Source organism: Novosphingobium sp. NFX11 (genome assembly GCF_057376415.1).
Genome location: NZ_CP080384.1, coordinates 1502290 through 1528194, shown reverse-complemented (window position 1 = coordinate 1528194; position 25905 = coordinate 1502290). Strand labels below are relative to the sequence as shown.

The window sequence follows — 25905 nt, the reverse complement described above, 5'->3', positions numbered from 1 at the left end:
TCATATAGGCGCGGGCAAACGGGGTCGTGAAGGAGTACGCGCAGATGAATGGGGGATCGAGCATGCAGGCAGTGGGACGACGGGCAGTTTTGGCCGGATTTCTGGCTACGGGCGTCATGGCACTACCGGGCTGCACCACGATCGGGCGGCCCAGCTATACCGATATCATCGAGAACCTGCTGATGCTTTCCAGCCAGCGCGCCTTCGCGCGGCTGACGCAGCCCGACGGTTTCTGGGACAGCCAGGTCGCCCGGATCAACATGCCGGTGCTGTTCGGCCGTCCGGGGTCGGTGGCGCAGAAAATATTCCGCTCGCCGCTGTTCAAGGAAAAGCTCCAGCGCGAACTGAACCGCATCGCCGAGGACGGCGCGCGCGTCGCGGCACCGATCGTCTACGACGCGGTCCGCTCGCTGACGGTGACCGACGCGCTGGCTCTGCTGCGGGGCGGGGATACTTCGGCGACGACGTTCCTGCGCCAGTCGATGGGCTCCGGCCTCGTCAATGCGATGATCCCGGAACTCGACCGGGTGATGCGCATGGCCGAGGACCCGATCCTCAATACCGCCGTCAATGCGCTGACCGGCGTGAACATGGCGGACGCGGCGCATGCCCTGGCGCTCGAGGCGGACAATGCGATCTGGTACGAGATCGGCGCGCAGGAAGCGGATATCCGCGCGCATCCCGAAAGCACCAATGACGGCGCGCTGATCGCGGCGTTGAAGCTGGCTAAGGGCATTTAATCGATAAAGCCCCGTCATCCCAGCGAAAGCTGGGACCGCTGGCCGAGCCAAGCCCAACCCTCGGCGGGGCTGAGTTCGAACGCGCGTTGGCCGTAACAGGCCAGCGGTCCCAGCTTTCGCTGGGATGACGAGGGTGTGCGCGCATGCCAACACGGGTGGCACCCCGGCGCGGCATTGCCTATAGGGGCGCCCAGAATCGCCGCCCCCGTCGCGGCGCCGCAGGGATACGCACGCCATGAAGTTCTTCGCCGACACCGCCGAAATCGCCGACATCAAGGAACTGGCCGACACCGGCCTGCTCGACGGCGTGACCACCAACCCGTCGCTGATCGCCAAGTCGGGCCGTGATTTCATGGAAGTCACCGCCGAGATCTGCAAGCTGACCACCGGCCCCGTCAGCGCCGAAGTCGTCGCGCTCGACCACGCGGGCATGATGCGCGAGGCCGAAATCCTGCGCAAGATCGCCGACAACGTCTGCATCAAGGTGCCGCTCACCATCGACGGCCTCAAGACCTGCAAGGCGCTGACCGGCGAAGGCACCATGGTCAACGTGACGCTGTGCTTCTCGGCCAACCAGGCGCTGCTCGCCGCCAAGGCCGGCGCGACCTTCGTGTCGCCCTTCGTCGGCCGTCACGATGACAACGGCTTCGACGGCATGGCGCTCATCAGCGACATCCGCCTGATCTACGACAACTACAACTTCGCGACCGAGATCCTCGTCGCCTCGGTGCGCCACGGCGTTCACGTTCTGGAAGCCGCGCGCATCGGCGCCGACGTGATGACCGCGCCGCCGTCGGTCATCAAGGGCCTGTTCAAGCACGTCCTGACCGAAAAGGGCATCGAAGGCTTCCTCGCCGACTGGGCGAAGACCGGGCAGTCGATCTGATCTGACGGGGCGGGGTCTGCCCACCCCGTCCGGCTAGGCCTTGCGGGCCAAGCCTCCCGGCCCTCCCGCATGCGGGAGGGCAAGACGCAGTGCTCTCATTCCCCTCCCGCTTGCGGGAGGGGGCAGAGGTGGGCTTCAGCCTCACGCCCCAAACCACCCCTCTCACATCGCCCATTTGAGCCAGCCGCGCCAATGCGCTAGGCACCTCGGGCAATGTCCGACGAATCCCCAACCGATCGCTTCAAGTCCGTCCTCACCGGAGCCTCGCGCGCCATCGCGCAGGAGGCGGAGGTCGAAGTGAACTGGACCGCCGATGCGCCCAGTTCCACAGGCAACACCTTCCGCGTGCCGATGCCCGGCCGCAGCCTGCCGCGCGCCGCCGCGATGCAGGCGCGCGGCTTCGCCGACAGCTTCGCGCTCAAGCTGCGCCACCACGACGACAAGCTGCACATGCGCAATGCCCCCGCCGAGCCGACCGCGCGCGCCGCGTTCGATGCGGTGGAGACGGTGCGCTACGAGGCGCTGGGCGCCAATGCCTACGACGGCATGCGCGACAATCTGGACGCCGCGCTGCTGACGCGCATCATCTCCGACCCGATCAGCCGCGCTGACACGCCCGACGCCGTGCCGGTCCCCGCCGCGTTGGCCTTGCTGCTGCGCGAGCGCCTGACCGGTCAGGAAATCCCCGAGATCGCCCGCCCCGGCGTCGAAATGGTCCGCAAGTGGATCGAGCGCAAGGCGGGCACCGACTTCGATGCCCTGGCGAATTCGCTGCACGACCAGAAGGCGTTCCAGAGCCTGTCGCTCGACATGCTGCAGCACCTCGAACTCACCCGCGCGGAGGAAGTGCCGCAGGAACCTACCGACATGGAGGACATGGACGGCGAGGAAGAGACCGAGGAGCAGGAGGAAGGCGGCGAAGAGGGCCAGGACCAGAACCCCGCCGAAATGGCCGCCGAACCTTCGCAGGGCGACGACGAAGGCGAGAGCGAGGCCGAAGGCGAAACCTCCGACGACATGGAGGAGGGCGAAGAAGGCCAGGAAGGCGAGGAGGGCATGCTCCCCGTTCGCCCGAACCGTCCATGGACGGACATCCCGGACAGCTTCGATTACAAAGTCTTCACCGAGGCCTTCGACGAAGTCGTCGGCGCTTCGGACCTTTGCGACGAAGAAGAACTGACCCGCCTGCGCGCTTATCTGGATGCGCAGCTCAAGGGCCTGCAGGGTGTGGTGACGCGGCTTGCCAACCGCCTGCAGCGCCGCCTGATGGCGCAGCAGAACCGCTCGTGGGACTTCGACCAGGAAGAGGGCCTGCTCGATGCCGCGCGTCTGGCGCGCGTGGTCGTCTCGCCGGGGCAGTCGCTGTCCTACAAGATCGAGCGCGACGTGGAGTTCAAGGACACCGTCGTCACCCTGCTGCTCGACAATTCCGGCTCGATGCGCGGCCGCCCGATCTCGATCGCGGCGATCAGCGCGGATGTGCTGGCGCGCACGCTGGAGCGCTGCGGCGTGAAGGTGGAGATCCTCGGCTTCACCACCCGCGCGTGGAAGGGCGGCCAGAGCCGCGAAAGCTGGCTGGCGAACGGCAAGCCCGCGCACCCCGGCCGCCTCAACGACCTGCGCCACATCGTCTACAAGAAGGCGGACGAACCCTGGCGCCGCGCCAAGAAGAACCTCGGCCTGATGATGCGCGAGGGGCTGCTCAAGGAGAACATCGACGGCGAGGCGCTGCTCTGGGCGCACAACCGCATGCTGGCGCGTCAGGAGGACCGCCGCATCCTGATGGTCATCTCCGACGGCGCGCCGGTGGACGATTCGACCCTCTCGGTGAACTCGGCGGGCTATCTGGAAGCGCACCTGCGCCGCGTGATCGAATGGATCGAGAGTAAGTCCCCGGTCCAGCTGGTGGCGATCGGCATCGGCCACGACGTGACCCGCTACTACCGCCGCGCCGTGACGATCATGGACGCGGAACAGCTCGGCGGGACGATGATCGAGCAGTTGGCGGGGTTGTTCGAGGAGGAGTGAACGATTTTTAATCGCCAGATTGCGATTGCCCGGAAGTTTAACTTGAACTAATTCTCGATCCTCTTCCTGGGGCAGGAAGAAACGGGGGTTAGATGAAAAAGTTTTTGGCGGTTGGCCTTGGGCTGGCCTTTGCGGTTGGCGTGGCGCCGACGGCATTCGCGCAAGCAGGCGCGCAGTCTGGCAATACCCTGACGCAGGGCATGGTGCAGATGACCCTGGAGGTGGGAAAGACCTCGCAGGGCGAAGTGCTTGAGACTTTCGGGGCGCCCAACATCACGACTGTCGATGGTCAGGGGAACGAGATGTGGGTCTATGACCGGCACGCTACCGTGACCAGCAACAAGTCCGGCGGCTTCTCGATCGGCCTGGGTCTTGGTGCCGGCGGTGACGGCGTTGCTGGTCTCGGCGGTCTCGGCTTCGGCAAGAAGAAGTCGTCCTCAGAAACGTCGCAGCGCACCATGACGCTCATCATCAAATTCGACCGGGCGAAGATCGTTTCCGATTTCCGCAGCCGTTCCAGCTCTTTCTGAGGCTTCACATCATGAATATCACGAAGTCTGTCGCAGCGCTCGTCGCTGCAACTGCGATCGCTTGCGCCGTTCCCGCCATCGCAAAAGACAAGGCTCCCGAACTGTCGGGACTGGAGCTGCAGCAGATCCAGAGCCACGATGTCGAGGCCGACAAGTCGATTGTATTCAGCTCGGTGATGAGCGTGCTGCAGGATGCCGGTTATCGTATTCAGGCGGCTGATCTGGATACAGGTCTTATCACCGGTCTTGGGTCGTCGAAGGGCAAGCTGACCTACAATCTCCTGACCGGGTTCGGAAAGTCGAAGAAAACGCCTTTCGTCAGTGCCTATATCGAGAAGATTGGCCCCGCTATCACGCGCATTCGCTTGAATTTCGTCATGGCCAAGATGAAATCGACGATTTATTCCTCGCAGCCGCAGGACGAAGAACCGATCCTTGATGTGGCAGTCTACAAAGACGCCTTCGAAAAGCTCGACCAGGCGGTGTTTCTACGCCAGTCGATGAACGCGGCCCCTGCGGCACCGGCCTCCGTACCTGTCGCGGCGACGACTGTTCAGGCCACTGTCAAGTAATCTGTCAAGCGGGAGGCGTCCTGCGCCTCCCGCTTGACTGCCGCGCGCCTCCGCCTATTCGGCAAGGCATGACCGACGCATCCCAACTGACGCTGTTCAACAGCCTGACCCGCAAGCTCGAAATGTTCGAGCCCGTCCACCCGGGCGAGGCGCGCGTCTATACCTGCGGGCCGACGGTCTACAACTACCCACACATCGGCAACATGCGCGCCTACGTCTTCGCGGACATTCTGGGCCGGACGTTGAGCCACAAGGGTTACAAGCTCACCCACGTCATCAACATCACCGACGTCGGCCACCTGACCGACGATGCCGATGCGGGCGAGGACAAGATGGAGAAGATGGCGCGCACGCAGTCCCAATCCATCTGGGACATCGCAGAGCATTACACGCAGGCCTATTGGGCCGACATCAAGGCGCTGGGCATCCGCCAGCCTGCGAAGTGGTCGATCGCCACCGACTACGTTCCGCAGATGATCGAATTCGCCGAGAAGATCGCGCCAATCCATTGTTATGAATTGGAAAGCGGTCTCTACTTCGACGTCTCCACCGTCGCCGATTACGGCCGCCTCGCGCGCGCCGTCACCGAGGAGGGCGAGGGGCGCATCGAGGCCGTGGACGGCAAGCGCAACGCCGCCGACTTCGCGATCTGGCGCAAGACGCCCGAGGGCGAGAAGCGGCAGATGGAGTGGGATTCGCCCTGGGGCAAAGGCGCGCCGGGCTGGCATCTCGAATGCTCGGTGATGAGCGGCGATCTGCTCGGCTTTCCGTTCGACATCCACACCGGCGGCATCGACCACCGCGAGATCCATCACCCCAACGAGATCGCCCAGAACCAGGCGTTCTGCTGCAACCCCGGAGACTCCTGCGGCCTCGACGTGCCCGCAAATTCGGGCGCCAAGGTGTGGATGCACAACAATTTTCTTGTCGAGCGCTCAGGCAAGATGAGCAAGTCCTCGGGCGAATTCCTGCGGCTGCAATTGCTGATCGACAAGGGCTACCACCCACTCGGCTACCGCATGATGTGCCTGCAGGCGCATTACCGCAGCGAACTGGAATTCAGCTGGGAAGGTCTTGCGGCCGCACTGGTGCGTCTCAAGCGCATGATCATCGTCGCCGAGCGTCTTGCCGACGTGGAAGCCGGTGAACCCTCGCATCCCAAGCTCGCGCCGATGCTCGAAACGTTCGAGAAGGCGATCGGCGAAGACCTCAACACCGCGATCGCGCTGACCGCGCTGGAAGAGGTGTTGGCCGCGAAGAAGGTCGATCCCGCCGCCAAGCGCGCCGTGGTCGAGGCAATGGACGCGGTGCTCGGGCTCGACCTGTTCGGCACCGCGCGCGCCGATCTGCGCCTGCGTCCCAAGACGGCGGCAATTACCGAGGCGGAGATCGAGGACGTTCTCGCTGCCCGCAAGCAGGCGCGTGCCGACAAGGACTTCGCGACTTCCGACGCCCTGCGTGACGAACTTGTCGCCAAGGGTGTCGAGGCGATGGACGGCGATCCGCTCGGCTGGGAATGGAAGCTGGCCTGATTGTTGCCATGAACGTAAGGGCGAATGCCGAACCCGCCCTTGTCTTCCCGCGCGGATGCTCCGAGGCTGGCAAGCTATTGTAGTTGCCCGGATTAGGAGTGCCCCATGACCGCCGCGCTGATCAATGCCAACTCGCGCCCATGGCTGGAGGGCAAGCTGCCCGAAGGCGTCGAGCCGCTGTGGTTCGAGGATGCCGACCAACTCATGGCGCTGGCACCTCGCGCCGAAGTGGCATGGCTGGATATGATCGCACCGCCCAAGGCCCGCGAGGCATTGCCCCTGATGACCGGGCTCAAGTGGTATTGCGCCATGTCCTCGGGCGTGGACTGGCTGCCGCTCGACCTTTTCCGGGAGCGCGGCGTCGCGCTGACCAATGGCGCGGGAATCCATGCGCAGAGCGTATCCGAATATGCGCTCATGGGCATGCTGACGATGGCCAAGGGCTGGCGCGAGGTCGTGCGGGCGCAGGATCGCCACGAATGGCTGCCCGATTCGCCGGGCAAGCGCGAGTTGCTGGACAGCGAAGTGCTGGTGATCGGCGCGGGCGAGATCGGCGCGAAGATCGCCGGGATGCTGTGTGTATTCGGCGCCAAAGTCACCGCCGCGCGCCGCACGCCGGGTGAAGGCGAACTCGGGCAGGACGAATGGCAGGGCGCGCTCGGGCGGTTCGACTGGGTGATCCTGATCGTCCCCTCGACGCCGCAGACGACCGGCATGTTCGGCGCGGAGCAGTTCGCGGCGATGAAGCCGGGCGCGGTCCTGCTCAATTTCGCGCGCGGTACGGTGATCGACCAGGACGCGCTGCTCGCCGCGATCGATTCGGGGCATCTGGGTGGGGCGTTCCTCGACGTGACCACGCCCGAGCCGCTGCCCTCGGACCATCCGCTGTGGTCGCGCGAGAACGTGCATATCTCCATGCACTTGTCCGGCCGCGCGCAGGATGCATTGTTCGCGCGCGGCTCGGCGCGGTTTCTCGGTAACCTCGGGCGCTATTTACGCGGAGAGCCGCTGGCGCATCAGGTCGATCTCGCGCAGGGTTACTAGCTCTGCTTGCCCCCGCCTGATATTTTCTACGGCGAGGCTGATTAATTCATCAGGGACGGTCCTGAACAGAATCGCGTATCAGCCTCGATCAAGACGGCCGGGCATCAGGGACCGGCGGCAGGAAGAGGGAAAGCTGGATCATGGCCGAGAGCGACAAGCGCAAGGCGTCGGACCTGTTCATCGAATGTCTCGAGCAGGAAGGTGTCGAGTATATCTTCGGCGTGCCGGGCGAGGAAAACCTCGATTTTCTGGATTCGCTGTCGCGTTCGAAGCAGATCAAGCTGATCCTGACGCGTCACGAACAGGGCGCGGGGTTCATGGCCGCCACTTACGGGCGCCACACGGGCAAGGCTGGTGTCTGCCTCTCGACGCTGGGGCCGGGCGCGACGAATTTCGTCACCGCTGCCGCTTATGCGACGCTCGGCGGCATGCCGATGCTGATGATCACCGGCCAGAAGCCGATCAAGAAGTCGAAGCAGGGCCGCTTCCAGATCCTCGATGTCGTCTCGATGATGCAGCCGATCACCAAGTATGCGCACCAGATGGCATCCTCGGACAACATTCCGAGCCGCGTGCGCGAGGCGTTCCGCATCGCCGAGGAAGAGAAGCCGGGTGCGACGCATATCGAGCTTCCCGAGGATATTGCCGACGAGCACACCGATTCGCGCCCCGTTCCGCGCTCGATCGTGCGGCGCCCGACGGCGGACGTGAAATCGATCGTCCAGGCCGTCGATGCCCTGCAGACGGCGAAGCGTCCCGTTCTCGTGATCGGCGCAGGCGCGAACCGCAAGATGACCAGCAAGATGTTGAGCGAGTTCGTCGAGAAGACCGGCATTCCGTTCCTCACCACCCAACTCGGCAAGGGCGTGATCGACGAGCGCCATCCCAAGTTCCTGGGCTGCGCTGCGCTGTCCTCGGGCGATTTCGTGCACCGCGCGATCGAGGACGCCGACTGCATCGTCAACATCGGCCACGACGTGATCGAGAAGCCGCCGTTCTTCATGCACAACGACGGCACTCGCGATGACCGCACGGTGATCCACATCTCGACCAAAACGGCCGAGGTGGATCCGGTCTACTTCCCGCACATCGAGGTGATCGGCGACATCGCCAACGCCATGTGGCAGATCAAGGAGGCGATCACGCCTTCGCCCAAGTGGAACTTCGATTCGATGCTGCGCTTCCGCGCCGCCGAGGTCGAGCACACCGCGAAGCTGGCGGCGGACGAGCGCTTCCCGATCTTCCCGCCCCATGCCGTGCAGCAGGTGCGCGACGCGCTGCCCGACGATGCGATCGTCTGCCTCGACAACGGCGTCTACAAGCTGTGGTTCGCGCGCGGCTATTGCGCGATGAAGCCCAACACGGTGCTGCTCGACAACGCGCTGGCGACGATGGGGGCAGGGCTGCCCTCGGCGATGGCGAGCGCGATGGTCTATCCCGAGCGCAAGGTCTTCGCGGTCTGCGGCGACGGCGGGTTCATGATGAACAGCCAGGAGATGGAGACGGCGGTGCGCCTCGGTCTCAACCTGACGGTGCTGATCCTGAACGACAATGCCTATGGCATGATCCGCTGGAAGCAGGCGAACATGGGCTTCGCGGACTTCGGGCTGAACTATGGAAACCCGGACTTCGTGCAGTATGCGCAGAGCTACGGCGCCAACGGCTACCGGGTTGAGAGCGCCGCGCACCTCAAGGAACTGCTCGCGCACTGCCGTAATACGCCCGGCGTGCACCTGATCGACTGCCCGGTCGATTATTCCGAGAACGATCGCATCCTGAATACCGAGATCAAGGAACTCTCGCGGGCTCTGTAAGGCCTTTCGCCATCGCGAATGAAACGACGCCCCAGGGTAGCATCAGGCTGTCCTGGGGTCTTCGTTTCGGGTATTCGTGCAAGGTACCTTCAATCATATCGCTGTCATTCCCGCGAAGGCGGGAACCCAACTGATGATCTTTCAACAGGCAATGTCAGGAGATGGATCCCCCCTTCGCGGGGATGACGAGGAAGGTTTAAACAGCGCTCTGGCGGCGATGCCTCAGTAATCCACCAGCACCAGTACTTCGATGTGCACGGTCATGCGCGGCAGGTCCTGCCTGTGCTCGACCGACGTTACCGCTGCATCGGCCACGAGATGGCGCGGGATGGTGAATTCGTGGTCGGGCAGGGCAGCGATGAATGCCTCTCCCTTGGTCACCGCTTCCGCGCCTTCGAAGGCCAGCACGATCGTATGGCGTGCGCCGGAGAACGTGGCGCTGGCCCAGTCGCGCTCGGCATGGCTCAGCAAGTCGGCTTCGGAACCGGCGAGGCCGAGCACCTCGGACAGCAGCCGCAGCCAAGGACCGCGTGTCGGGGCCTTGGCGGGCACGAAAGCACGGCGCATTTCCCGCGTGAGTTCAGACTGCATGGCGGTTCTCCCCGGCGCCGGTAAGGTAGGTCTGCATGAATCGCTCGACTCGCGCGGCGGTGTCACCGCGCGGCACCCGGCCGTTGCGCAGATCCGCCACGAAGCGCGGGTCCTGCGCGGCGAGGCGGCCGAATTTGGTCCACGGCATGTCGGTCTGGCGTAGGAAGCGCTCGATCTCGCGCAGGAGCATCCGGTCTGGTCCTTTCATGTAGGAATTCGCTTGATGTTTCCATTTTGTTCCGTTCTAAATCCTACATGTCTAGGAAATTTCCTACGGATACGGATTACAAAATGGTAAGCGACCCGACCCGTCTGCGCCTGCTGGAACTGGCCGAGAAGCGGCGCGTGAGTTTGTCCAAACTCTCGGCCATGCTGGGCAAAAACCCCGCCTATCTTCAGCAATTCATCCGCAAGGGTAGTCCGCGCAAGCTGGAGGAGCACGATCGCGGGATGCTCGCGCGGTTCTTCGGTGTGGATGAGGCGGAACTGGGCCAATCGAAGGAAATTTCCTATGCCGTTCCGGAGCAATCACGCAGACGCAGCTGGATCGATGTTCCGCGCTTGGCGGTGGGTGCTTCGGCGGGGCCGGGGGCGACGGCCGAAGGAGAGCAGGTGGTGGACACCATCCGCTTCTCCGGGCGCTGGCTGCGGTCGATGGGGCTACAGCCGGAAAACCTCTCCACCATCGTGGTGAGCGGCGATTCGATGGAGCCGACGCTGCGTGACGGCGATGAAATCCTCGTCGACCGGACCTTGCGTGCCTTGCGCGACGGTATTCATGTCGTTCGGCTGGGGGACAGCCTGCTGGTGAAGCGCATCGACGTCTCGCGGCCGGGGCTGGTCGTACTGATCAGCGACAACCCTGCCTATCCTCCGGTCGAATGCGGCACCCGCGACGTCGAGGTGATCGGCAGGGTGGTCTGGAAGGGTGGGCGCATCTAGAGTTTGTTCTGTTGAAGCGGCACCGGCCCACGCCCCCACCCGACCTCCCGCTAGTGTATCCTTGATGGGAGGTCGGGTGGGGGCGTGGGCCGGTGCCGAATCCGCCTGAAGCGGACAAACTTCAGCCCGGTTGCATTCGCGGCGCTCTGCGGCCATTTCCAAGGGCATGACGCAAGGCACCGAACAACAGATGCGCGTGGGGATCATTCCCGTCACGCCCCTCCAGCAGAACTGCTCGCTCCTGTGGTGTACCGCCACGATGAAGGGCGCGCTGGTCGATCCCGGCGGTGACCTGCACAAACTGAAGCAGGCACTGGAGAAGACCGGAGTGACGCTGGAGAAGATCCTCGTCACCCACGGCCACCTCGACCACTGCGGGCAGGCCGGCGTGCTGGCCAAGGAGCTTGGCGTGCCGATCGAGGGGCCGCAGGAGGAAGACCGCTTCTGGATCGCGCAGCTCGACGACGACGGGCCGCGCTGGAACATGGAGGCGCATACCTTCGAGCCCGACCGCTGGCTGGAGGATGGCGACAAGGTCACCGTAGGCGAACTGGAACTCGACGTCGTTCATTGTCCGGGGCACACGCCCGGCCACGTCATCTTCCATCACGAGCCCAGCAAGTTCGCCATGGTCGGCGACGTGCTGTTCCAGAACGGCATCGGCCGCTGGGACTTCCCGCGCGGCAATCTCGACGATCTGGTGCACTCGATCACACAGAAGCTCTGGCCGCTCGGAGACGACGTCACATTCGTCCCCGGCCATGGCCCGGTAAGCACTTTCGGGCAGGAGCGTCTGACGAATCCCTACGTCAGCGACGAGGCGATCAAACGCGGGCTACCGGTCTAGAATCGCCCCGTCGCGATCAGCACGGCCATCAGTGCGAGTCCCAGCAGCGTCAGCACCGAGATGATGAAGCCGGCCGCGCGCAGGGGAGATTTCTCCGCCTTGTCCATCCCGATCCCGTGGGCGATGCGCGCCAGCAGATAGAGTGCGCCGACGATCGCAAGCCATTGCCCGGCCTTGCCGGAAAGCTCGATAGCGGCGACCAGCATCAGCACGAAAGGCGCGCTCTCGCCATAGTTGGCCTGAGCGCGCATGCGGCGCAGAAGCACGGGATTCTCGCCGTCGCCGTGCCACACCTTCGCCGCCATGCGCGCCTTGCCGGTACGCACCGCCAGCCAGAAGGCGACGACGGCTGCTGCGGCGGACATGCTGAGGGTGGTCTGCAGAATCATATAGGCGTACTCCCGATTGGTGACGGCTTGATGGTGGAGGGAGTAACGGGTTGCAACTCGCGTGAAATGGGTTATAGGCGCGCCTTCGCAAGCCGCCGTGTCCCTACCCGGTCACCGGCGGCCTTTTTGACAGACACGTATTTGCAGGAACAGGTGCCGAAATGGCTGTCCCTAAAAGAAAGACTTCGCCCTCCCGCCGGGGCATGCGCCGCAGCCATGACGCGCTGAAGGTTGAAGCATTCCACGAATGCGGCAACTGCGGCGAACTGAAGCGCCCGCACAACCTGTGCAATTCTTGCGGCCACTACAACGGTCGTGAAATCGTCGCGGTCGAAGTCTAAGACTTAGATCCTACGACGTATTTCGGAGAAAGCCCCATGAGTTTGCCGCGTATCGCTATCGATGCGATGGGCGGCGACGAGGGCGTGCGCGTCATGATTGAAGGCGCCGCGCTTGCGCGCCGCCGTCATGACCGTTTCAAGTTCCTGCTCGTCGGTGACGAGGTGCGGATCAAGGCCGCGCTCGAAAATCATCCGAACTTGCGGACCAGCTCCGAAATCCTGCACACCGATGGCGTGATCAGCGGTGAGGACAAGCCCAGCCAGGCGCTTCGCCGGGCCAAGGGCACGTCCATGGGCCGTGCGATCGAAGCGGTGAAGCTCGGCCATGCCGGGGCTGCCGTCAGCGGCGGCAATACCGGCGCGCTGATGGCGATCTCCAAGCTGACCTTGCGCACGATGCCCGGCATCGATCGTCCTGCACTGGCGGCCCTGCTGCCGACGCTGGGCGACAACGACGTCATCATGCTCGACCTCGGTGCCAATACCGAGTGCGACAGCCGTAACCTGGTCCAGTTCGCGATCATGGGCGCGGCTTATTCGCGCGTGGCCACCGGCCGCGCCGAACCGCGTGTGCGTCTGCTCAACATCGGCACCGAAGAGACCAAGGGCACCGAGGAACTGCGCGATGCAGCCGCTGTGCTCAAGGGCGCGGCCGAAAACCTTGCGATGTCCTTCGACGGCTTCACCGAGGCGGACAAGATCTGCCGCGGCGACGTCGATGTGGTCGTGACCGACGGTTTTACCGGCAACGTCGCCCTCAAGGCGGTGGAAGGCACGGCGCGTTTCGTCGCCGACCTGCTGCGCCGCGGCTTCAGCAGTTCGCTGCGCTCCAAGATCGGGTTCCTGATCTCGAAGCCGGCTACCGACCTGCTCAAGCACCACCTCGATCCCAACAATCACAATGGCGCGGTCTTCCTTGGCCTCAACGGCATTGTCGTGAAGAGCCACGGCAGCGCCAATGCTGCAGGCGTGGCCAATGCCGTGGCGGTCACCGCCCGGCTCTTGGAGGAAAACGTGACCGAGCGTATCTCTGCCGACCTGGCCCGTCTGGGAGGGTCGACCTGGCGCATGCCTAAGGGGCTGACCGGCGTACAGGAAGAGCGCGCCTGATGATTCGTTCGGTACTGATCGGAACCGGCTCCGCGCTCCCGCGCAATGCCGTCAGCAATGCCGAACTGGCAGAGCGGGTCGATACCAGCGACGAATGGATCGTCGAACGTACCGGCATCTCCAACCGCCACATCGCCGAGGCCGACGAGACCACCTCCAGCCTCGCCACCGAAGCGGGGCGCAAGGCGATCGAGGCTGCGGGCATCGATGCCGATTCGATCGACCTGATCGTGCTGGCGACTGCCACGCCCGACCAGACGTTCCCCGCCAGCGCCACGATCGTCCAGAGCCGGCTCGGTTGCCGTGCGGGCGGAATCGCCTTCGACGTTGCTGCGGTGTGCTCGGGCTTTCTCTATGCCGTCGGCGTTGCCGATTCGATGCTGCGCACCGGCATGGCCAGGCGTGCGCTGGTCATCGGGGCGGAGACTTTCAGCCGCATTCTCGACTGGGAAGACCGCACGACTTGCGTGCTCTTCGGCGACGGCGCGGGCGCCGTGGTGCTGGAGGCGCAGGAACAGGTGGGTGAAACTCCCCGAGGAATCCTCGCGACCCGGCTTCACGCCGATGGCGCGCACAACCAGTTGCTCTTCGTCGATGGCGGTCCCTCGACCACCGGTACGGTCGGCAAGCTGCGCATGAAAGGCCGCGAGGTTTTCCGCCACGCCGTCGTCAACCTTGCGGAAGTCCTGCGTGAAGTCATTGAAGAGGCTGGCCTTTCCACCTCCGACATCGACTGGCTCGTGCCGCATCAGGCCAATGCGCGCATCCTTGATGCGACGGCCAAGAAGCTCAGTCTGCCGCCCGAAAAGGTGGTGATGACGGTCGGCCAGCATGCCAATACCTCGGCTGCGTCGGTTCCGCTCGCACTCGATGTGGCAGTGCGCGACGGTCGCATCAAGCAGGGCGATCTCGTCATGCTGGAGGCCATGGGTGGCGGATTTACGTGGGGTGCGAGCCTGATTCGCATCTGACAAGCGACTGCACCGCACGGGTTGCGTTCAATATTGGACGCACCGTTGATTTCTTCCCTGTTTCTAATATTATGCGTCACATCGGCGCACTATGGGGATGCGGGATTGATGCGCGCTACGGATACTTTGACAAGGGCTGAGATTGCCGAGGCGATTCATCGCAAGCTGGGCATATCCCGTGCCGAGTCGCTTGCCATGGTGGAAGCGATCCTGCAGCACATGACGACGGCCCTCAGCGATGGCGAGAACGTCAAAATCTCGGGCTTCGGCACTTTCCTGCTGCGCGACAAGGGCGAACGGATAGGCCGCAACCCGAAGACCGGCGTAGAAGTGCCGATCACCCCCGGCGCGTCATGACCTTTCGTGCCAGCCAGATGCTGAAGGACCGTATCGCCACAGATTGACGGGAAAGTTCCGTCGGGAAAAGGCAGGTATGGACGTTTCAGCACCCGGTGCGCCTGTAAGGGCAGCATTTTTCGAAGATGCCCCGCTTTTCGAAGACGGGAAGGAGCCGCAGGCGCTACGCACGATCGGCGAAGTGGCCAAGGCGCTCGCGATCAGGCCCCATGTGCTAAGGTACTGGGAAGAGCAGTTCGCGTCGCTCCAGCCGATTAAACGTAGCGGAAATCGACGATATTACCGTCCGGAGGACGTTGAGTTGATCCGCGAGATCGATCGGCTTGTCCATCGTGAGGGTTACACCCTGCGCGGCGCAGCCAAGGCGATCAGCGACAAATCGTCACTGGCGGTAGCAAGTATTGCGGCACCCGAAATGAGCAATCGGCAAGAATCATCGGCAGAAGATTTCTTCCGTAGACTTTCGGAGATTCGCGAAGGGCTCGCGGGCGCGCTCATGCGAGCCTGATCATTCCTCAGTCCCGCAATATCTCGAGAACCTGACCGAGCAGCCAGTCCTGGGCATCGGGTTCGACATAGCTGTGGCTGGCTTTGCTGCAGATACGGATGCGGTCGTCGGTCTTGTCCCAGTGGGAAAGGAAGGCCAGTCCGGTACGATCGCGTCCCGCGATCAGGAAGCGCACCGACCCTTTGAAGCCTGCGATACCTTGCGCTATTTCGGCAGTCAGCCCGCTCAGTGTCGAAGGCGCGGGGCGGGTGGCGGTAACCAGGCTCCGGGCCAGCTTTGACAGTGAGACCTTGCCGGTCAGCAATCGCTTGATTGCCGCTGGATCAGCGAGACGCCGCCGGTAGTGATCGCGCACGATCTCGGCAGGGGCTTCCTCGTCGGAACTCTCGATGGTCCAGGGGTTTGAAAGCACAAGGCCGTCCAGACCTGCGCCTCCTGCAAGCATCAGGGCACTGGCAGCGTCGCAATTGCCGAAACCGATGACATGCTGAACATGGGGGCTTGGCTTCGCAGGGCTTCCAGCGCCGCGGCAATATCCGCAGAACTGTGCCTGAATCCAAGATTTTCGCCTTCGCTGTCACCCACGCCGCGTCGGTCGAAGCGCAGGACTGGAAAGCCGTGGGCAGCGATTCGGGCGGCGAAGCGGGCTTGACCGTTCCACGCTCCGGCGCGCACTTCGTTCCCGCCCGAGACGAGCAGGATTGCGCAGTTTCCTTGAGCTTCGTCTAGAGTAGCTGCGAGCCTTTGACCGGCACAGGCGAAAAAGAGGTGCCGTCGCTTCATGCCCTGAGCGCTCCTGTCAGCAGGGCGGCAAGGGCGTCGGCCTGTGCACCATTCTCATCGGGCTCCGCGCGTAGCCAGAGGCCGCTTCCACCGACTTCATCCTGCCCGATGATAGTGGGGAGGGCGTCCGGCACCATCGGTTCGAAATCGCGGTAGAAGTCGGGACCGATTTCGTAACCGGCGAGGGTTATGCCGCGCGTGACCGCTGTTTCAGCGAGAGCTTCGCGGTTTTCCTCCCGCCCGGCTTCGCGGGAGGAGAGGATGCGTGCGCGTACCAACTGGCGCAGGATCGTCGCTGCCTTGACGGGGGCATAGTGGAATGCGGGCAGAGACTTCGGAGTAAACAGGCTGCCGCCGCGCATGCCCAGCACGTGGGTCGCCCTGAAATGCCGGGCAGCGGAGGTCATGGCATCCAGCCAGCCCGCCGGATTCTGAATGACGAGGGGCAGCATGCTCTCGTTGCAACCGGGGAGATCGGGCAAAACGCTGTCGATCCTGGCAAGTTCGAGTCGCCGCATGACCTCTACGGTGAAGCGACGCAGCTTGTTCCCCTCATCGAAGAGGGCGGGTATGATCAGCAGGCGATGATCGCGCCCCGCATCGCAGGACAACGCGAATTCCTCGCTGGTGCCGCCGCCGGGGAGCGGGCAGGGCCAGCTTGCCGGAACCATCAGGCGCCGCGCTTCGCCTCTACGAACGCGAGCAGGCCGCCGTAAGTCTCCAGCATCTCGCCTTCGATCTCGTCGTCCTCGATGATGATGTCGAGGCGATCCTCGAGTTCAGTCAGAAGGCCGGCCACGGCCATCGAGATCCAGTTCGGGAAGGTGCCCGAACAGGCCTGTGTCATCATCGAACGTATCGGCCTGACCCGGCTTGAGCCCAAGCACATCCGTCAGGATGCGGCGCAGCAGCAGGTCGGTTTGGTCTGGCATGGCCCCTCGGCAATCTGTCATTCTTGACGGCGCCCTCTAGCCGCGCTTCGCACTTGCGGCAAGTGACCGCAGACCGATCCCGGCAAGAGAAGCCCAATTGCGCGCATCGAAAGGGCGGAACATGTCGAGCCGGTAGCGGGGCCGCTGGGTTTCCATCCAGTCCTGCTTGTAGGCATCGTCGCCGGTGCCGAAATCGACGAGATCCACGCGGTCGATCTCGATCACGTGGCGCATCAGCGCCGCCGTCAGTACGGAGCCGGGAGAAAGCGGCTTTGCGGCCTCCCGGTGGGCGAGCTTGTGGATGAACGCGGTGCCCCCTCCACCGTCCACATCTGGGCGGCAATGGCAGGGCCTTCGGGAGCATCGGCAGCATGGGCCAAGGCAAGGCGCAGGCGGCCCGCCGTGCCCTCTGCCTCGGCAAAAGTACGCAGGAAGGCGGGCGAGCCTTCCTCGGGCTTCCAACTCTCGGAGTAGATTGCTTCGTACTGTTTCCAGGCTTCGGCGTCGAAGCGGGAGAACACCCGGGTCGTGACTTTGCCCGACTTGCGCTTGAGGGTCGTGCGCAGCTTTCCGGGGCGGCCGGCGAGATAGTCCTCGAAACTGCGCTCCATGACCGGAAGCACGCGATTGGTGTCGCAGACTTCGCGTCGAACGAGCCACCCGGCGGCCTTGAATGCTCTGGTGAGGGTGGACATGCTCCCGTCCTCTTCCGGCAATCCGTGAAGCGTCACGCGGTGTGTCCGGCGGGCCAGATCGCGAGCCAGAGCCTGCAGGGGAGCTTCGCCGCTGAGGATCGGTCTGAACCGGAAAGTGTACCAGTTAGCCAGTGCCGAAAGCTGGCCGCGATGCCCGCAGAGCGGAAGAATCGCCACGCCATCAGCTGATTTCGCCACCGCAAGCACTGGCAGGATGCCGCAGTGTTCGACCAAGCCCTGCCACCAGGCCAGTCGATCGAAGGGCGCATGCTGCTGCGCGTCGGAGAGCAGCCGCGCAAGCGCTTCATCCGATTGCACTTCCTTAAGATCGGAGTGATAGTCGATCTGCAAACTCGCCACGTACCCCTCGCGGAGCCTTTCCTTCTCATGCCCGGCCCAACAACGCTCGGCCCAATGTCCGATAGCGCCGAAAATCCGATCCTGCCGCTCGATCACCTCGTGCTGCGAGGGGTCGATTCAGATGACGCGCTAGTGCTGCGCGAAGGCGTGCTTAGCTGGAAGGATTTAAGAAGGCGTGTCTCTCTTCTTGCCGCTTGGCTGGCTAGCGAGGTTCCCGAGCGGGGCGCGCGGGTGGCGACGTGGGCGGCCAAGGGGGAACTCACCTGCCTCATGCCGATGGCGGCGGCGCGGGCGGGGCTGGTGCATGTTCCGGTTAATCCGCTGCTCAAGCATGCACAGGTCGCGCATATCCTTTCGGATAGCGGTGCTGTGCTGCTGATCGGAACGCCGGCCCGGCTCAAGACGCTGGAAGCGGACGACGTTCCCGCGCATTGTCGGCAGTTGGGGGAGGCAGAGGCACTTTCGACTGCGGCCGAACTCGACGGTGATATGCTACCTTCCGAGGCTGATCCCGATGACCTGGCCGCAATTCTGTACACCAGCGGATCCACGGGGCGCCCGAAGGGGTCATGCTGAGCCACGCGAACATGTGGCTCGGGGCCGAAAGTGTCGCGGACTACCTAGGTCTGGCGCGGGACGACCGGACCTTGGCGGTGTTGCCGCTTTCGTTCGATTACGGGCAGAACCAGTTGCTTTCGACTTGGCATGCGGGGGGCTGTGTAGTCCCGCTCGACTATCTGATGCCGCGCGATCTGGTGAAGGCGGTGGAGAAGCATGCCATCACGACACTGGCGGCCGTGCCCCGCTCTGGGTGCAGGTCACCGAAATGGAATGGCCGGTGCAAACGGCATCGCGCCTGCGGCGCCTAACCAACAGCGGCGGCGCCTTGACCGTGGACCTCGTTCGGCGACTCAGGGCGCTGTTCCCCCAAGCTCGGCTGTTCCCGATGTACGGCCTGACCGAAGCTTTTCGCTCGACATATCTAGACCCCGATCTCGTCGATACGCATCCCACGTCCATGGGCATGGCCATTCCCCACGCAGAAATACTTGTTATCAATGACTTGAATACTGTATCTCAGGATGGAGAAGAGGGGGAATTGGTCCATTGCGGACCACTGGTGGCGCAAGGATACTGGCAGGATCCGGCGCGCACCGCCGAACGCTACAGACCGGCGCCTGCCGCCTCGCGATATGGCGGGATCGCCGTCTGGTCTGGGGACCGCGTGAAGCGCGAGCCGGACGGTTTGCTGTATTTCGTCGGTCGCCGCGATGCGATGATCAAGAGCGCAGGCAATCGCATTTCGCCTCAGGAGGTCGAGGACGCCGCGCTTGCGACCGGGCTTGTCGCTGAGGCGGTCGCTCTGGGCGTGCCGGACGAACGACTGGGGCAGGCCGTTCATCTGGTGGTCCGGGCCTCGCCGGAAACTTCAGACGCAGTCGAAGAACTGCCACGTAAACTCATGCAGGAACTTCCGAATTTCATGCAGCCCAAAGTGATTCACTGGCGTGAAACGATGCCGGTCAGCCCGAATGGAAAGCTCGATCGTACCGGTCTTGCCACCGAGATCGTGCATGGGATCGAGCAAGGGGGCAGCCGCATGAAGCCGCTGGGGCCGATTCCGGTCGGGTACGAAGCCATCGGCGGCACGCTTGCTATCGGTGGCCGACCCGTGACGCATTGGGTCGAGGAAGCGGCGTCGACGCCATTGTTTCTCTATAGCAGCGACCTCATCCGTGGACGTGTGGCCGCGTTGCGCTCGTCGCTGCCTGGGCGTGTCGCTCTCCACTACGCAGTCAAGGCCAACCCGTTCCCGCCGCTGTTGGCGCTGATGGCCGGGCTGGTCGACGGGTTCGACATTGCATCGGGAGGGAGCTCGAAATCGTCCGCGATGCGGGCCTCCCTTTGCATCACGTCAGTTTTGCCGGGCCGGGCAAACGCGACGCCGAACTGGAAACGGCGATCCTCTCCGGCGTGACGCTCAATCTGGAATCCGAGGGCGAAGCAGTCCGCGCCATCGCCATCGGTGATCGGCTGGGCATCGCTCCCCGTCTCGCCATTCGCGTGAACCCGGAGTTCGATCTCAAGGGATCGGGAATGAAGATGGGCGGCGGCGCCAAACCGTTCGGTGTCGATGCCGAACGGGTGCCTGCGCTGGTGCGCGAGGTCGTCGCCAGTGGTGCGGAATGGCGCGGGTTTCATATTTTCGCGGGAAGTCAGGCGCTCGATGCCGAGGCGATCGCCGAGACGCAGGGCCAGGCGCTGGCGCTGGCGGCTCGGCTCGCCGAAGACAGTGGAACGCCACTCCCGCACTGCAATCTGGGTGGCGGGCTCGGTATTCCCTATTTCCCAGGGGACACGCCGCTTGATCTTTCGCTCCTCGGCGAGCGCTTGGCTGCGCGACTGGAGACACTTCCCGAGGTGCTGCGGGACACGCAGTTCTGCATCGAACTGGGGCGCTATCTCGTCGGTGAAGCTGGCGTCTATATCGCGCGTATTGTCGATCGCAAGATCAGCCACGGCGAAGTCTTTCTCATCACCGATGGCGGGCTGCATCATCAGCTTGCGGCTTCGGGCAATTTCGGGACCGTGGTGCGGCGCAATTACCCTTCGGCGATCGCCACTCGTTTCGGCGCGGAAGTGGAGGAGGAAGCCTCGATCGTCGGATGCCTCTGCACGCCGCTCGACAAGCTGGCGGACAAAGGCGGTTTCCCTCGCGCCGAAGTGGACGACCTGATCGCGGTGTTTTGCGCCGGGGCCTATGGTGCCAGCGCCAGTCCGGCCAGCTTCCTCGGCCAGGGCCCCGCGAAAGAAATGCTAGTCTGACCGTACGTTAACGCCTGAATCGCTCGCGTCCCGATTTGGGACCGCCGTGGAATTAGCCTTGCAAGGCTAACGCAATATTCACCGTTTGCATCGATACGGGGGACTGAATTTTGCCGGGCCTGACTTGCGCGCATGGCGTGCGAAGCGGGCCGGGCGCAGGACGAGGACGTTTTGATGCCGCATCTTCCAGCCCGACTTCTGGCCGCTACCGCGCTTGCCAGCGTCGCCCTGACCGGATGCGGCGCCTCCGGCGGCCCTGCCCGGGAATTGCCGCCCGCGTCTTTCGTGTCGATGCAGGAAGGGCCGGGTGAGGAATACGTCATCGGTCCGCTCGATCAGTTGACCGTCTTCGTCTGGCGCAACCCCGAACTCGGCGCGAAAGTGCAGGTTCGCCCCGATGGCCGCATCACCACGCCGCTGATCACCGACATGCCCGCCGTGGGCAAGACGCCTTCGATGCTGGCCGAGGACCTGCGCCTTCAGCTGTCGCAATACATCGAGGACCCGCTGGTTTCGGTCATCGTCGACGGGTTCTCGGGCACGTTCAGCCAGCAGATTCGCATCGTCGGCGCCACCGAGAAGCCTGCGTCGATCCCGTACCGGGCGAACATGACCGTGCTCGACGCGATGATCGCGGTGGGGGCTTTCCGAATATGCCTCGGGCAACAGCGCGCGTCTGATCCGCTTCGACAAGACGGCGGGCAAGCAGCAGGAATACAAACTGCGCCTCGGCGACCTGCTCAAGAAGGGCGACAGCAAGGCCAACGTCATGCTGTCTCCCGGTGACGTGATCATCATCCCGGAAAGCATGTTCTAAGATGGATTCGCTCTACGAAGAACTGCTCGCCGGACTGCACAGCATCTGGCATCGTCGCTGGATCGCGCTGGCTGTGGCCTGGGCGGTCTGCCTTGCGGGCTGGCTGGTCGTGGCGCTGATCCCGAACAGCTACGAATCGCACGCGCGCATCTTTATCCAGCTCGACGACGCCCTGGCTGAGCAGGTCGGTATCGGCGTGGCGGACAAGAAGCGCGACATCGAGCGAATTCGCCAGACCCTCACCAGCGCCGTGAACCTCGAGAAGGTCGTTCGGGCGACGCGCCTCGGCGACACCATCGAGAACCCCAAGGCGATGGAAGCGGCGGTCCTCAAGCTGGGCAAGAACGTCAAGGTCGTGAGCCAGGAGGACAACCTCTTCGAGATCACCGCGACCGCCAACGACAGCTCCTTCTCCGATGCCGAGAACGCCAAGCTGGCGCAGAGTGTTGCGCAGAAGCTGATCGATATCTTCCGGGAAGAGAATCTCTCCGGCAATCGCGGCGACATGGTCGAGACGCTGGAATTCGTGAACCAGCAACTGCGCGCGCGTGAACGCGAGCTGGAATCGGCCGAGAGCAAACGCACCGCCTTCGAGGCGCAGCACCCGGAAATGGCGCTTGGCGGCGCCGCCGTGGCGCAGCGTCTGGAGAGCGCGCGTTCGACGCTGCGCGATATCGATGCCGACCTTTCGGCGGCGCAGAGCGCTTCGGCAGCGATCGACGGGCAGCTTGCGGGCACGCCGCGCACGATCGCGGGCGGTGCCGCGGATGGCGGGGCGCAGTCCTCGCTGGCGCGCGCACAGGCCGATCTCGCGGCGATGCGGGCGCGCGGCCTCACCGAGAATCACCCCGACGTGATCGCGGCCAAGAACCAGGTTGCGGCCTTGCGCGCTCCGGCGGCGCAGGAAGCGGCGAGCGGCGGCGGCACCATCAACCCGGCCTATTCCTCGCTCCAGTCGATCCGCGCCGAGCGGCAGGCGAGCGTGCAGGCGCTGCAGTCGCGTAAGGCCGCGACGCAGTCCGACATCGCCTCGCTGACTGCCTCCGCGATCTCCGATCCCGAACTCGCGACCCAGGCCCAGCGCATCAATCGTGACTACGACGTGCTTCGCCAGCAGTACGACAAGCTTCTCCAGGACCGCGAGGAACTGCGCCTGCGCGGCGAAGTGAAGACCGAGCGCGAAGCGGTGAAGTTCCAGGTCGTCGATCCGCCGACGAGCCCGCGTACGCCGGTCGCGCCGAACCGTCCGGTGCTGCTGCTGGGCGTGCTGATCGTGGGCTTCGCGGGTGGATGCGCCGGCGCCTTTGCCTTGAGCCGGGTGCGTTCGGTCTTCGCCACCACTGCGGGGCTGGAGAAGGCGACCGGCCTGCCGGTACTGGGCGCGATCTCGCACAGCCTGACCGATCGTGCACGGGCGCTGAGGGCCAAGCGTCTCAAGTATTTCTATGCCGGGACGGCTGCGCTTTGCGGACTGTTCGTGGTGCTGCTCGCCGCCGAGTTCATCCAGCGCGGCATGGTGGCGTGAGGGGACTGACATGACCGATCATCGCAAGATCCCCGTACCTGACCAGCCCGATGAACCCGAAGGCAGATCGCTGTTCGAGCGCGCCAATGGCCGGTTCGACTTCAACACGCTGATTGCGAAGCCGGTGGCGTTTCCGGAGCGGCCTGCAAGGCGCGCGCCCGCAAGGTCAGAGCCCGTTTCCGCTCGACCCGCACACGCGCCTGCAGCCGTGGTTCCGGCTCCGGCGCCTCAGCCCGCCGCAGAACCGGCGCCTGAGCCCGCACGCTTCAGCGATACCGTGCATCCCGTCGATCGCGAGCACCTGCGCGAGCAGGGCCTGATCGTGCCCGAAGGCGCGGTCACCGAGCTTCTGGAGGAGTTTCGCATCATCAAGCGCCAGCTGCTGGTTCAGGCTGCAGACCTGCGCCGCCAGAAGGCGGGGCCGATGGCACAGCGCGTGCTGATCTCCTCGCCGCATCCGGGCGAGGGCAAGACTTACTGCGCACTCAATCTCGCGCTATCGATCGCGGCGGAGAAAGAGAGCGAAGTCCTGCTCGTCGATGCCGACTTCGCCAAGCCTTCGATCCTCTCCGCGCTCGGCCTTCCGGGCGGTCCGGGGCTGATGGACGCGCTGATGGACGAGACGATCGACGTTGCGACTTGCGTGCTCGGCACCGACATTCCCGGGCTCTGGGTGCTCCCCGCCGGAGATACGACGGCGCATGATAGCGAATACCTGTCCAGTTCACGCACCGCCCGTATTCTCGACCGGCTGACGCAGGGTGCGGCCAACCGGATGGTGATCTTCGATTCGCCTCCGGCGCTGGCGGCTTCGCCTGCAGCCGAACTTGCCAAGTATGTCGGCCAGACCGTCGTGATCGCGCGCGCGGACAAGACCGGGCGAGGGGCGCTCGACGATGCGATCTCGCTGCTGGGCGCATGCCCGAACGTGCAATTGCTGCTCAACGCGGCCCAGTTCAGCCCGAGCGGTCGCCGGTTCGGCTCCTACTACGGATACAAGGGATGAGCCGCATGAAGCAGGCATCAGGCATGGTGGCGCTGGCCGTGATCGCTCTTGCGCTACCGGCAGCCGGCCATGCCCAGTCGACCGGCTATGGCGGCGGCATGAGCGGAGGCATGGGGAGTTCCGGTGCCGGGATGGGCGGCGACAGCACATCCGACACAGCTTCCGGCAAGTCCGACCGCGCTTCGCGGCGCGGTGCCAAAGGGCAGGGCGGCAAGCGCATCGAGATCGCGCCTTATATCGAGGTCGACCAGATCGTGACCGCCGAACTGTCCCCCGGTAGCGACGTGCTGACCTACACCCAGGTCGCGGTCGGCGTGGACGCCTCGATCCAGGGCCGCAACAATGGGGCTTCGGCCTCGGTGCGCTATCAGCGCCAATTCGGCTGGGGCAAGAAGGCAGGCGACGGCGACGCTATCAGCGGCGTCGTGCGCGGCTACACGACCATCGTTCCGGGTGTGACGGTCGAAGCGGGCGCGCTGGCCTCGCAGGTCAACGTCGAGAACGGCGGTTCCGCGCTCGCCGCCGGGCCGCTGTCGGGCAACGGCAAGTCGACGGTCTACTCTGTCTACGGAGGCCCTTCGGTAACCAAGCGGATCGGCGATCTCGATGTGGGCGCCAATTACCGGGCCGGTTTCACCAAGGTCGAGCAGTCCAACGCCGCGCGCAATCTCCAGACCGGCGCAGCGGCCGATGTCTTCGACAAGAGCGTCGTCCAGTCGGCGGACGTCCAGGCGGGCTTCGCGCCGGGCACGGTGTTACCGGTGGGCGTGGGCGTCGGCGGCAGCTTCTATCAGGAGGACATCTCCAACCTCGACCAGCGTGCCCGCGACATGCAGGCCCGTGCGATGGTCACCGTGCCGGTCAGCCGCACCGTGCAGGTGGTCGGCGCGATCGGCTATGAGGACGTGGAGATTTCCAGCCGCGATGCCGTGCGCGATGCAAACGGCCTGCCGGTGCTGGGCTCCGATGGCCGCTACGTGACCGACAAGTCCTCCCCGCGCGTAATGGCCTACGACGTCAGCGGCCTCATCTGGGACGCCGCCGTCATGTGGCGCCCGAGCCGCCGAACCTCGCTGTCGGCCCATATCGGCCGCCGCTACGGCTCGACCAGCTTCGGCGGCACGCTAGCCTATGCGCCGAGCGACCGTGCCCAGTTCAACGTCGCGGTCTACGACAACGTCTCGGGCTTCGGCGGGCAGGTCAACCGCGCGCTCGACCAGTTGCCGGATGACTTCGAGGTCGTGCGTGATCCCGTCACCGGCGAATTGCGCGGCTGCGTCGCCTCGCTGGAAGGCGGCAGCTGCCTGTCCGGCGCACTTGGCTCGCTGCGTTCGTCCACTTTCCGGGCGCGCGGCGTGACGGCGAGCTACTCGATGAAGTTCGGCCGCATGCGTGCAGGTCTCGGTGCCGGATACGACCGCCGCAAGTACATTGCCGCGCGCAACACCGTCCTCGCCTCCGCAAACGGCGTGCTGGACGAGAACTGGTGGCTGGCGGCCTATGTCGGCGGCGATCTGGGCCGCGACGCGGGCTGGTCGGCCAACGTCTACGCCAACTGGATCAGCAGCAACGACCCGCTGACCGGCGACGTTGCCGGCTACGGTGCTTCGGCCAGCTACTACAAGATGTTCGCGCCGCGCCTGCGTGGTACGCTCGCTGTCGGCATCGACGGGGCGAAGTACGATACACCCTCCATCGACGACCTGTGGACCGCCTCGGCGCTCGCGGGTCTGCGCTATACCTTCTGAGGAGAGAAACC

Annotated in this window: 25 protein-coding genes and 5 pseudogenes; 22 read left to right on the top strand and 8 right to left on the bottom strand. The window is 64.4% G+C overall.

Annotated elements, in window-relative coordinates:
- Positions 1-116 precede the first annotated feature (116 nt).
- The 8 genes from KZO24_RS07805 (at position 117) to KZO24_RS07770 (ending at position 9146) form a co-directional block, all read left to right on the top strand.
- Positions 117-740 (top strand): DUF4197 domain-containing protein, encoded by a 624-nt coding sequence (locus tag KZO24_RS07805; RefSeq protein WP_211150085.1) that lies wholly within the window; start codon positions 117-119, stop codon positions 738-740.
- Between the two features lie 235 nt (positions 741-975).
- Complete coding sequence (gene fsa / locus KZO24_RS07800; protein WP_008830036.1) at positions 976-1626, top strand: fructose-6-phosphate aldolase; 651 nt, start codon at positions 976-978, stop codon at positions 1624-1626.
- Between the two features lie 213 nt (positions 1627-1839).
- Entirely contained in the window at positions 1840-3654 is a 1815-nt protein-coding gene (cobT, locus tag KZO24_RS07795; RefSeq protein WP_271184216.1) for a cobaltochelatase subunit CobT, read from the top strand.
- A gap of 92 nt (positions 3655-3746) precedes the next feature.
- Positions 3747-4184, top strand: a complete 438-nt coding sequence (locus KZO24_RS07790) for a hypothetical protein (RefSeq protein ID WP_271184215.1) — start codon at positions 3747-3749, stop codon at positions 4182-4184.
- 11 nt (positions 4185-4195) lie between these two features.
- A complete protein-coding gene (locus KZO24_RS07785) occupies positions 4196-4756 on the top strand; it encodes a hypothetical protein (RefSeq protein ID WP_271184214.1) in 561 nt (186 codons plus the stop codon).
- 68 nt (positions 4757-4824) lie between these two features.
- Positions 4825-6288: a cysteine--tRNA ligase gene (cysS, locus tag KZO24_RS07780; RefSeq protein ID WP_271184213.1), complete on the top strand. Its 1464-nt coding sequence runs from the start codon at positions 4825-4827 to the stop codon at positions 6286-6288.
- A 105-nt stretch (positions 6289-6393) separates the two neighbouring features.
- Positions 6394-7332, top strand: a complete 939-nt coding sequence (locus KZO24_RS07775; protein WP_271184212.1) for a D-2-hydroxyacid dehydrogenase — start codon at positions 6394-6396, stop codon at positions 7330-7332.
- 140 nt (positions 7333-7472) lie between these two features.
- Positions 7473-9146 (top strand): acetolactate synthase large subunit, encoded by a 1674-nt coding sequence (locus tag KZO24_RS07770; RefSeq protein ID WP_271184211.1) that lies wholly within the window; start codon positions 7473-7475, stop codon positions 9144-9146.
- Between the two features lie 222 nt (positions 9147-9368).
- Here KZO24_RS07770 and KZO24_RS07765 read toward each other — a convergent pair whose 3' ends face one another.
- Both KZO24_RS07765 and KZO24_RS07760 read right to left on the bottom strand, forming a co-directional pair.
- Positions 9369-9737 (bottom strand): hypothetical protein, encoded by a 369-nt coding sequence (locus KZO24_RS07765; protein ID WP_271184210.1) that lies wholly within the window; start codon positions 9735-9737, stop codon positions 9369-9371.
- A complete protein-coding gene (locus tag KZO24_RS07760) occupies positions 9727-9927 on the bottom strand; it encodes a hypothetical protein (protein WP_271184290.1) in 201 nt (66 codons plus the stop codon). Before KZO24_RS07760 ends, KZO24_RS07765 begins: the two co-directional genes overlap by 11 nt.
- Before the next feature lie 101 nt (positions 9928-10028).
- Here KZO24_RS07760 and KZO24_RS07755 point away from each other — a divergent pair, with 101 nt between their 5' ends.
- Together KZO24_RS07755 and KZO24_RS07750 are read left to right on the top strand one after the other, a co-directional pair.
- Complete coding sequence (locus tag KZO24_RS07755) at positions 10029-10679, top strand: S24 family peptidase (RefSeq protein WP_271184209.1); 651 nt, start codon at positions 10029-10031, stop codon at positions 10677-10679.
- A 166-nt stretch (positions 10680-10845) separates the two neighbouring features.
- Entirely contained in the window at positions 10846-11526 is a 681-nt protein-coding gene (locus KZO24_RS07750) for an MBL fold metallo-hydrolase (protein WP_271183520.1), read from the top strand.
- Here KZO24_RS07750 and KZO24_RS07745 read toward each other — a convergent pair.
- Complete coding sequence (locus KZO24_RS07745; RefSeq protein WP_271183519.1) at positions 11523-11915, bottom strand: MAPEG family protein; 393 nt, start codon at positions 11913-11915, stop codon at positions 11523-11525. The two genes, KZO24_RS07750 and KZO24_RS07745, sit on opposite strands and share 4 nt — an antisense overlap.
- Positions 11916-12076: 161 nt before the next feature.
- On the opposite strand from KZO24_RS07745, the gene rpmF reads away from it, so the two are divergent.
- From rpmF to KZO24_RS07720, 5 genes and pseudogenes are all read left to right on the top strand, one after another.
- Positions 12077-12256 (top strand): 50S ribosomal protein L32, encoded by a 180-nt coding sequence (gene rpmF / locus KZO24_RS07740; protein ID WP_008829420.1) that lies wholly within the window; start codon positions 12077-12079, stop codon positions 12254-12256.
- Positions 12257-12292: 36 nt separating this feature from the next.
- Entirely contained in the window at positions 12293-13366 is a 1074-nt protein-coding gene (gene plsX / locus KZO24_RS07735; protein WP_271183518.1) for a phosphate acyltransferase PlsX, read from the top strand.
- Positions 13366-14337 (top strand): beta-ketoacyl-ACP synthase III, encoded by a 972-nt coding sequence (locus tag KZO24_RS07730; RefSeq protein WP_271183517.1) that lies wholly within the window; start codon positions 13366-13368, stop codon positions 14335-14337. The genes plsX and KZO24_RS07730 overlap by 1 nt, the downstream gene beginning before the upstream one ends.
- 108 nt (positions 14338-14445) lie before the next feature.
- A pseudogene (locus tag KZO24_RS07725) lies at positions 14446-14741 on the top strand (integration host factor subunit alpha).
- A gap of 29 nt (positions 14742-14770) precedes the next feature.
- A complete protein-coding gene (locus tag KZO24_RS07720; RefSeq protein WP_271183516.1) occupies positions 14771-15202 on the top strand; it encodes a MerR family transcriptional regulator in 432 nt (143 codons plus the stop codon).
- A gap of 7 nt (positions 15203-15209) precedes the next feature.
- Here the strand turns inward: KZO24_RS07720 and KZO24_RS07715 are convergent, their stop codons facing one another.
- Positions 15210-15647 (bottom strand): hypothetical protein, encoded by a 438-nt coding sequence (locus tag KZO24_RS07715; RefSeq protein ID WP_486487075.1) that lies wholly within the window; start codon positions 15645-15647, stop codon positions 15210-15212.
- A gap of 56 nt (positions 15648-15703) precedes the next feature.
- Here KZO24_RS07715 and KZO24_RS07710 point away from each other — a divergent pair, with 56 nt between their 5' ends.
- Positions 15704-15931: a hypothetical protein gene (locus KZO24_RS07710; protein ID WP_486487074.1), complete on the top strand. Its 228-nt coding sequence runs from the start codon at positions 15704-15706 to the stop codon at positions 15929-15931.
- A 50-nt stretch (positions 15932-15981) separates the two neighbouring features.
- Here the strand turns inward: KZO24_RS07710 and KZO24_RS07705 are convergent, their stop codons facing one another.
- The 4 genes and pseudogenes from KZO24_RS07705 to KZO24_RS07690 all read right to left on the bottom strand — a co-directional run bounded on the left by KZO24_RS07705 (position 15982) and on the right by KZO24_RS07690 (position 17789).
- Positions 15982-16656 (bottom strand): hypothetical protein, encoded by a 675-nt coding sequence (locus KZO24_RS07705; RefSeq protein ID WP_271183514.1) that lies wholly within the window; start codon positions 16654-16656, stop codon positions 15982-15984.
- Positions 16656-16917, bottom strand: a pseudogene (locus tag KZO24_RS07700) (phosphopantetheine-binding protein). The gene KZO24_RS07705 and the pseudogene KZO24_RS07700 overlap by 1 nt, the downstream one beginning before the upstream one ends.
- A gap of 36 nt (positions 16918-16953) precedes the next feature.
- Entirely contained in the window at positions 16954-17247 is a 294-nt protein-coding gene (locus tag KZO24_RS07695; RefSeq protein ID WP_486487073.1) for a GNAT family N-acetyltransferase, read from the bottom strand.
- Entirely contained in the window at positions 17163-17789 is a 627-nt protein-coding gene (locus KZO24_RS07690) for a GNAT family N-acetyltransferase (RefSeq protein ID WP_486487072.1), read from the bottom strand. Before KZO24_RS07690 ends, KZO24_RS07695 begins: the two co-directional genes overlap by 85 nt.
- Before the next feature lie 237 nt (positions 17790-18026).
- Between KZO24_RS07690 and KZO24_RS07685 the strand changes: the two are divergent.
- The 6 genes and pseudogenes from KZO24_RS07685 to KZO24_RS07660 all read left to right on the top strand — a co-directional run.
- A pseudogene (locus KZO24_RS07685) lies at positions 18027-19542 on the top strand (acyl-CoA ligase (AMP-forming), exosortase A system-associated); the annotation flags it as partial.
- 30 nt (positions 19543-19572) lie between these two features.
- Positions 19573-20798 (top strand): annotated as a pseudogene (locus tag KZO24_RS07680) (pyridoxal-dependent decarboxylase, exosortase A system-associated).
- A gap of 174 nt (positions 20799-20972) precedes the next feature.
- Positions 20973-21615 (top strand): annotated as a pseudogene (locus KZO24_RS07675) (XrtA/PEP-CTERM system exopolysaccharide export protein).
- A 1-nt stretch (position 21616) separates the two neighbouring features.
- Positions 21617-23140 carry an XrtA system polysaccharide chain length determinant gene (locus KZO24_RS07670; RefSeq protein ID WP_008829432.1) on the top strand — a complete coding sequence of 508 codons (1524 nt, stop codon included), beginning with the start codon at positions 21617-21619 and terminating at the stop codon, positions 23138-23140.
- A gap of 10 nt (positions 23141-23150) precedes the next feature.
- On the top strand, positions 23151-24146 hold the full coding sequence (locus tag KZO24_RS07665) for a P-loop NTPase family protein (protein WP_486487071.1): 996 nt from the start codon (positions 23151-23153) through the stop codon (positions 24144-24146).
- Complete coding sequence (locus KZO24_RS07660; RefSeq protein ID WP_271183508.1) at positions 24143-25894, top strand: preprotein translocase subunit YajC; 1752 nt, start codon at positions 24143-24145, stop codon at positions 25892-25894. The genes KZO24_RS07665 and KZO24_RS07660 overlap by 4 nt, the downstream gene beginning before the upstream one ends.
- Positions 25895-25905 lie beyond the last annotated feature (11 nt).

Excerpts from the sequence above, each read along its gene's own strand:
- KZO24_RS07730 (WP_271183517.1), top strand. The coding sequence starts at position 13,366 with ATGATTCGTTCGGTACTGATCGGAACCGGCTCCGCGCTCCCGCGCAAT.
- KZO24_RS07755 (WP_271184209.1), top strand. The coding sequence starts at position 10,029 with ATGGTAAGCGACCCGACCCGTCTGCGCCTGCTGGAACTGGCCGAGAAG.
- KZO24_RS07705 (WP_271183514.1), bottom strand. The coding sequence starts at position 16,656 with ATGGTTCCGGCAAGCTGGCCCTGCCCGCTCCCCGGCGGCGGCACCAGC.
- cysS (WP_271184213.1), top strand. The coding sequence starts at position 4,825 with ATGACCGACGCATCCCAACTGACGCTGTTCAACAGCCTGACCCGCAAG.
- KZO24_RS07760 (WP_271184290.1), bottom strand. The coding sequence starts at position 9,927 with ATGCTCCTGCGCGAGATCGAGCGCTTCCTACGCCAGACCGACATGCCG.
- KZO24_RS07775 (WP_271184212.1), top strand. The coding sequence starts at position 6,394 with ATGACCGCCGCGCTGATCAATGCCAACTCGCGCCCATGGCTGGAGGGC.
- fsa (WP_008830036.1), top strand. The coding sequence starts at position 976 with ATGAAGTTCTTCGCCGACACCGCCGAAATCGCCGACATCAAGGAACTG.
- KZO24_RS07670 (WP_008829432.1), top strand. The coding sequence starts at position 21,617 with ATGGATTCGCTCTACGAAGAACTGCTCGCCGGACTGCACAGCATCTGG.
- KZO24_RS07785 (WP_271184214.1), top strand. The coding sequence starts at position 4,196 with ATGAATATCACGAAGTCTGTCGCAGCGCTCGTCGCTGCAACTGCGATC.
- KZO24_RS07660 (WP_271183508.1), top strand. The coding sequence starts at position 24,143 with ATGAGCCGCATGAAGCAGGCATCAGGCATGGTGGCGCTGGCCGTGATC.
- KZO24_RS07790 (WP_271184215.1), top strand. The coding sequence starts at position 3,747 with ATGAAAAAGTTTTTGGCGGTTGGCCTTGGGCTGGCCTTTGCGGTTGGC.
- cobT (WP_271184216.1), top strand. The coding sequence starts at position 1,840 with ATGTCCGACGAATCCCCAACCGATCGCTTCAAGTCCGTCCTCACCGGA.
- KZO24_RS07665 (WP_486487071.1), top strand. The coding sequence starts at position 23,151 with ATGACCGATCATCGCAAGATCCCCGTACCTGACCAGCCCGATGAACCC.
- KZO24_RS07715 (WP_486487075.1), bottom strand. The coding sequence starts at position 15,647 with ATGCTTGCAGGAGGCGCAGGTCTGGACGGCCTTGTGCTTTCAAACCCC.
- KZO24_RS07805 (WP_211150085.1), top strand. The coding sequence starts at position 117 with ATGGCACTACCGGGCTGCACCACGATCGGGCGGCCCAGCTATACCGAT.
- rpmF (WP_008829420.1), top strand. The coding sequence starts at position 12,077 with ATGGCTGTCCCTAAAAGAAAGACTTCGCCCTCCCGCCGGGGCATGCGC.
- KZO24_RS07750 (WP_271183520.1), top strand. The coding sequence starts at position 10,846 with ATGACGCAAGGCACCGAACAACAGATGCGCGTGGGGATCATTCCCGTC.
- plsX (WP_271183518.1), top strand. The coding sequence starts at position 12,293 with ATGAGTTTGCCGCGTATCGCTATCGATGCGATGGGCGGCGACGAGGGC.
- KZO24_RS07765 (WP_271184210.1), bottom strand. The coding sequence starts at position 9,737 with ATGCAGTCTGAACTCACGCGGGAAATGCGCCGTGCTTTCGTGCCCGCC.
- KZO24_RS07770 (WP_271184211.1), top strand. The coding sequence starts at position 7,473 with ATGGCCGAGAGCGACAAGCGCAAGGCGTCGGACCTGTTCATCGAATGT.
- KZO24_RS07720 (WP_271183516.1), top strand. The coding sequence starts at position 14,771 with ATGGACGTTTCAGCACCCGGTGCGCCTGTAAGGGCAGCATTTTTCGAA.
- KZO24_RS07745 (WP_271183519.1), bottom strand. The coding sequence starts at position 11,915 with ATGATTCTGCAGACCACCCTCAGCATGTCCGCCGCAGCAGCCGTCGTC.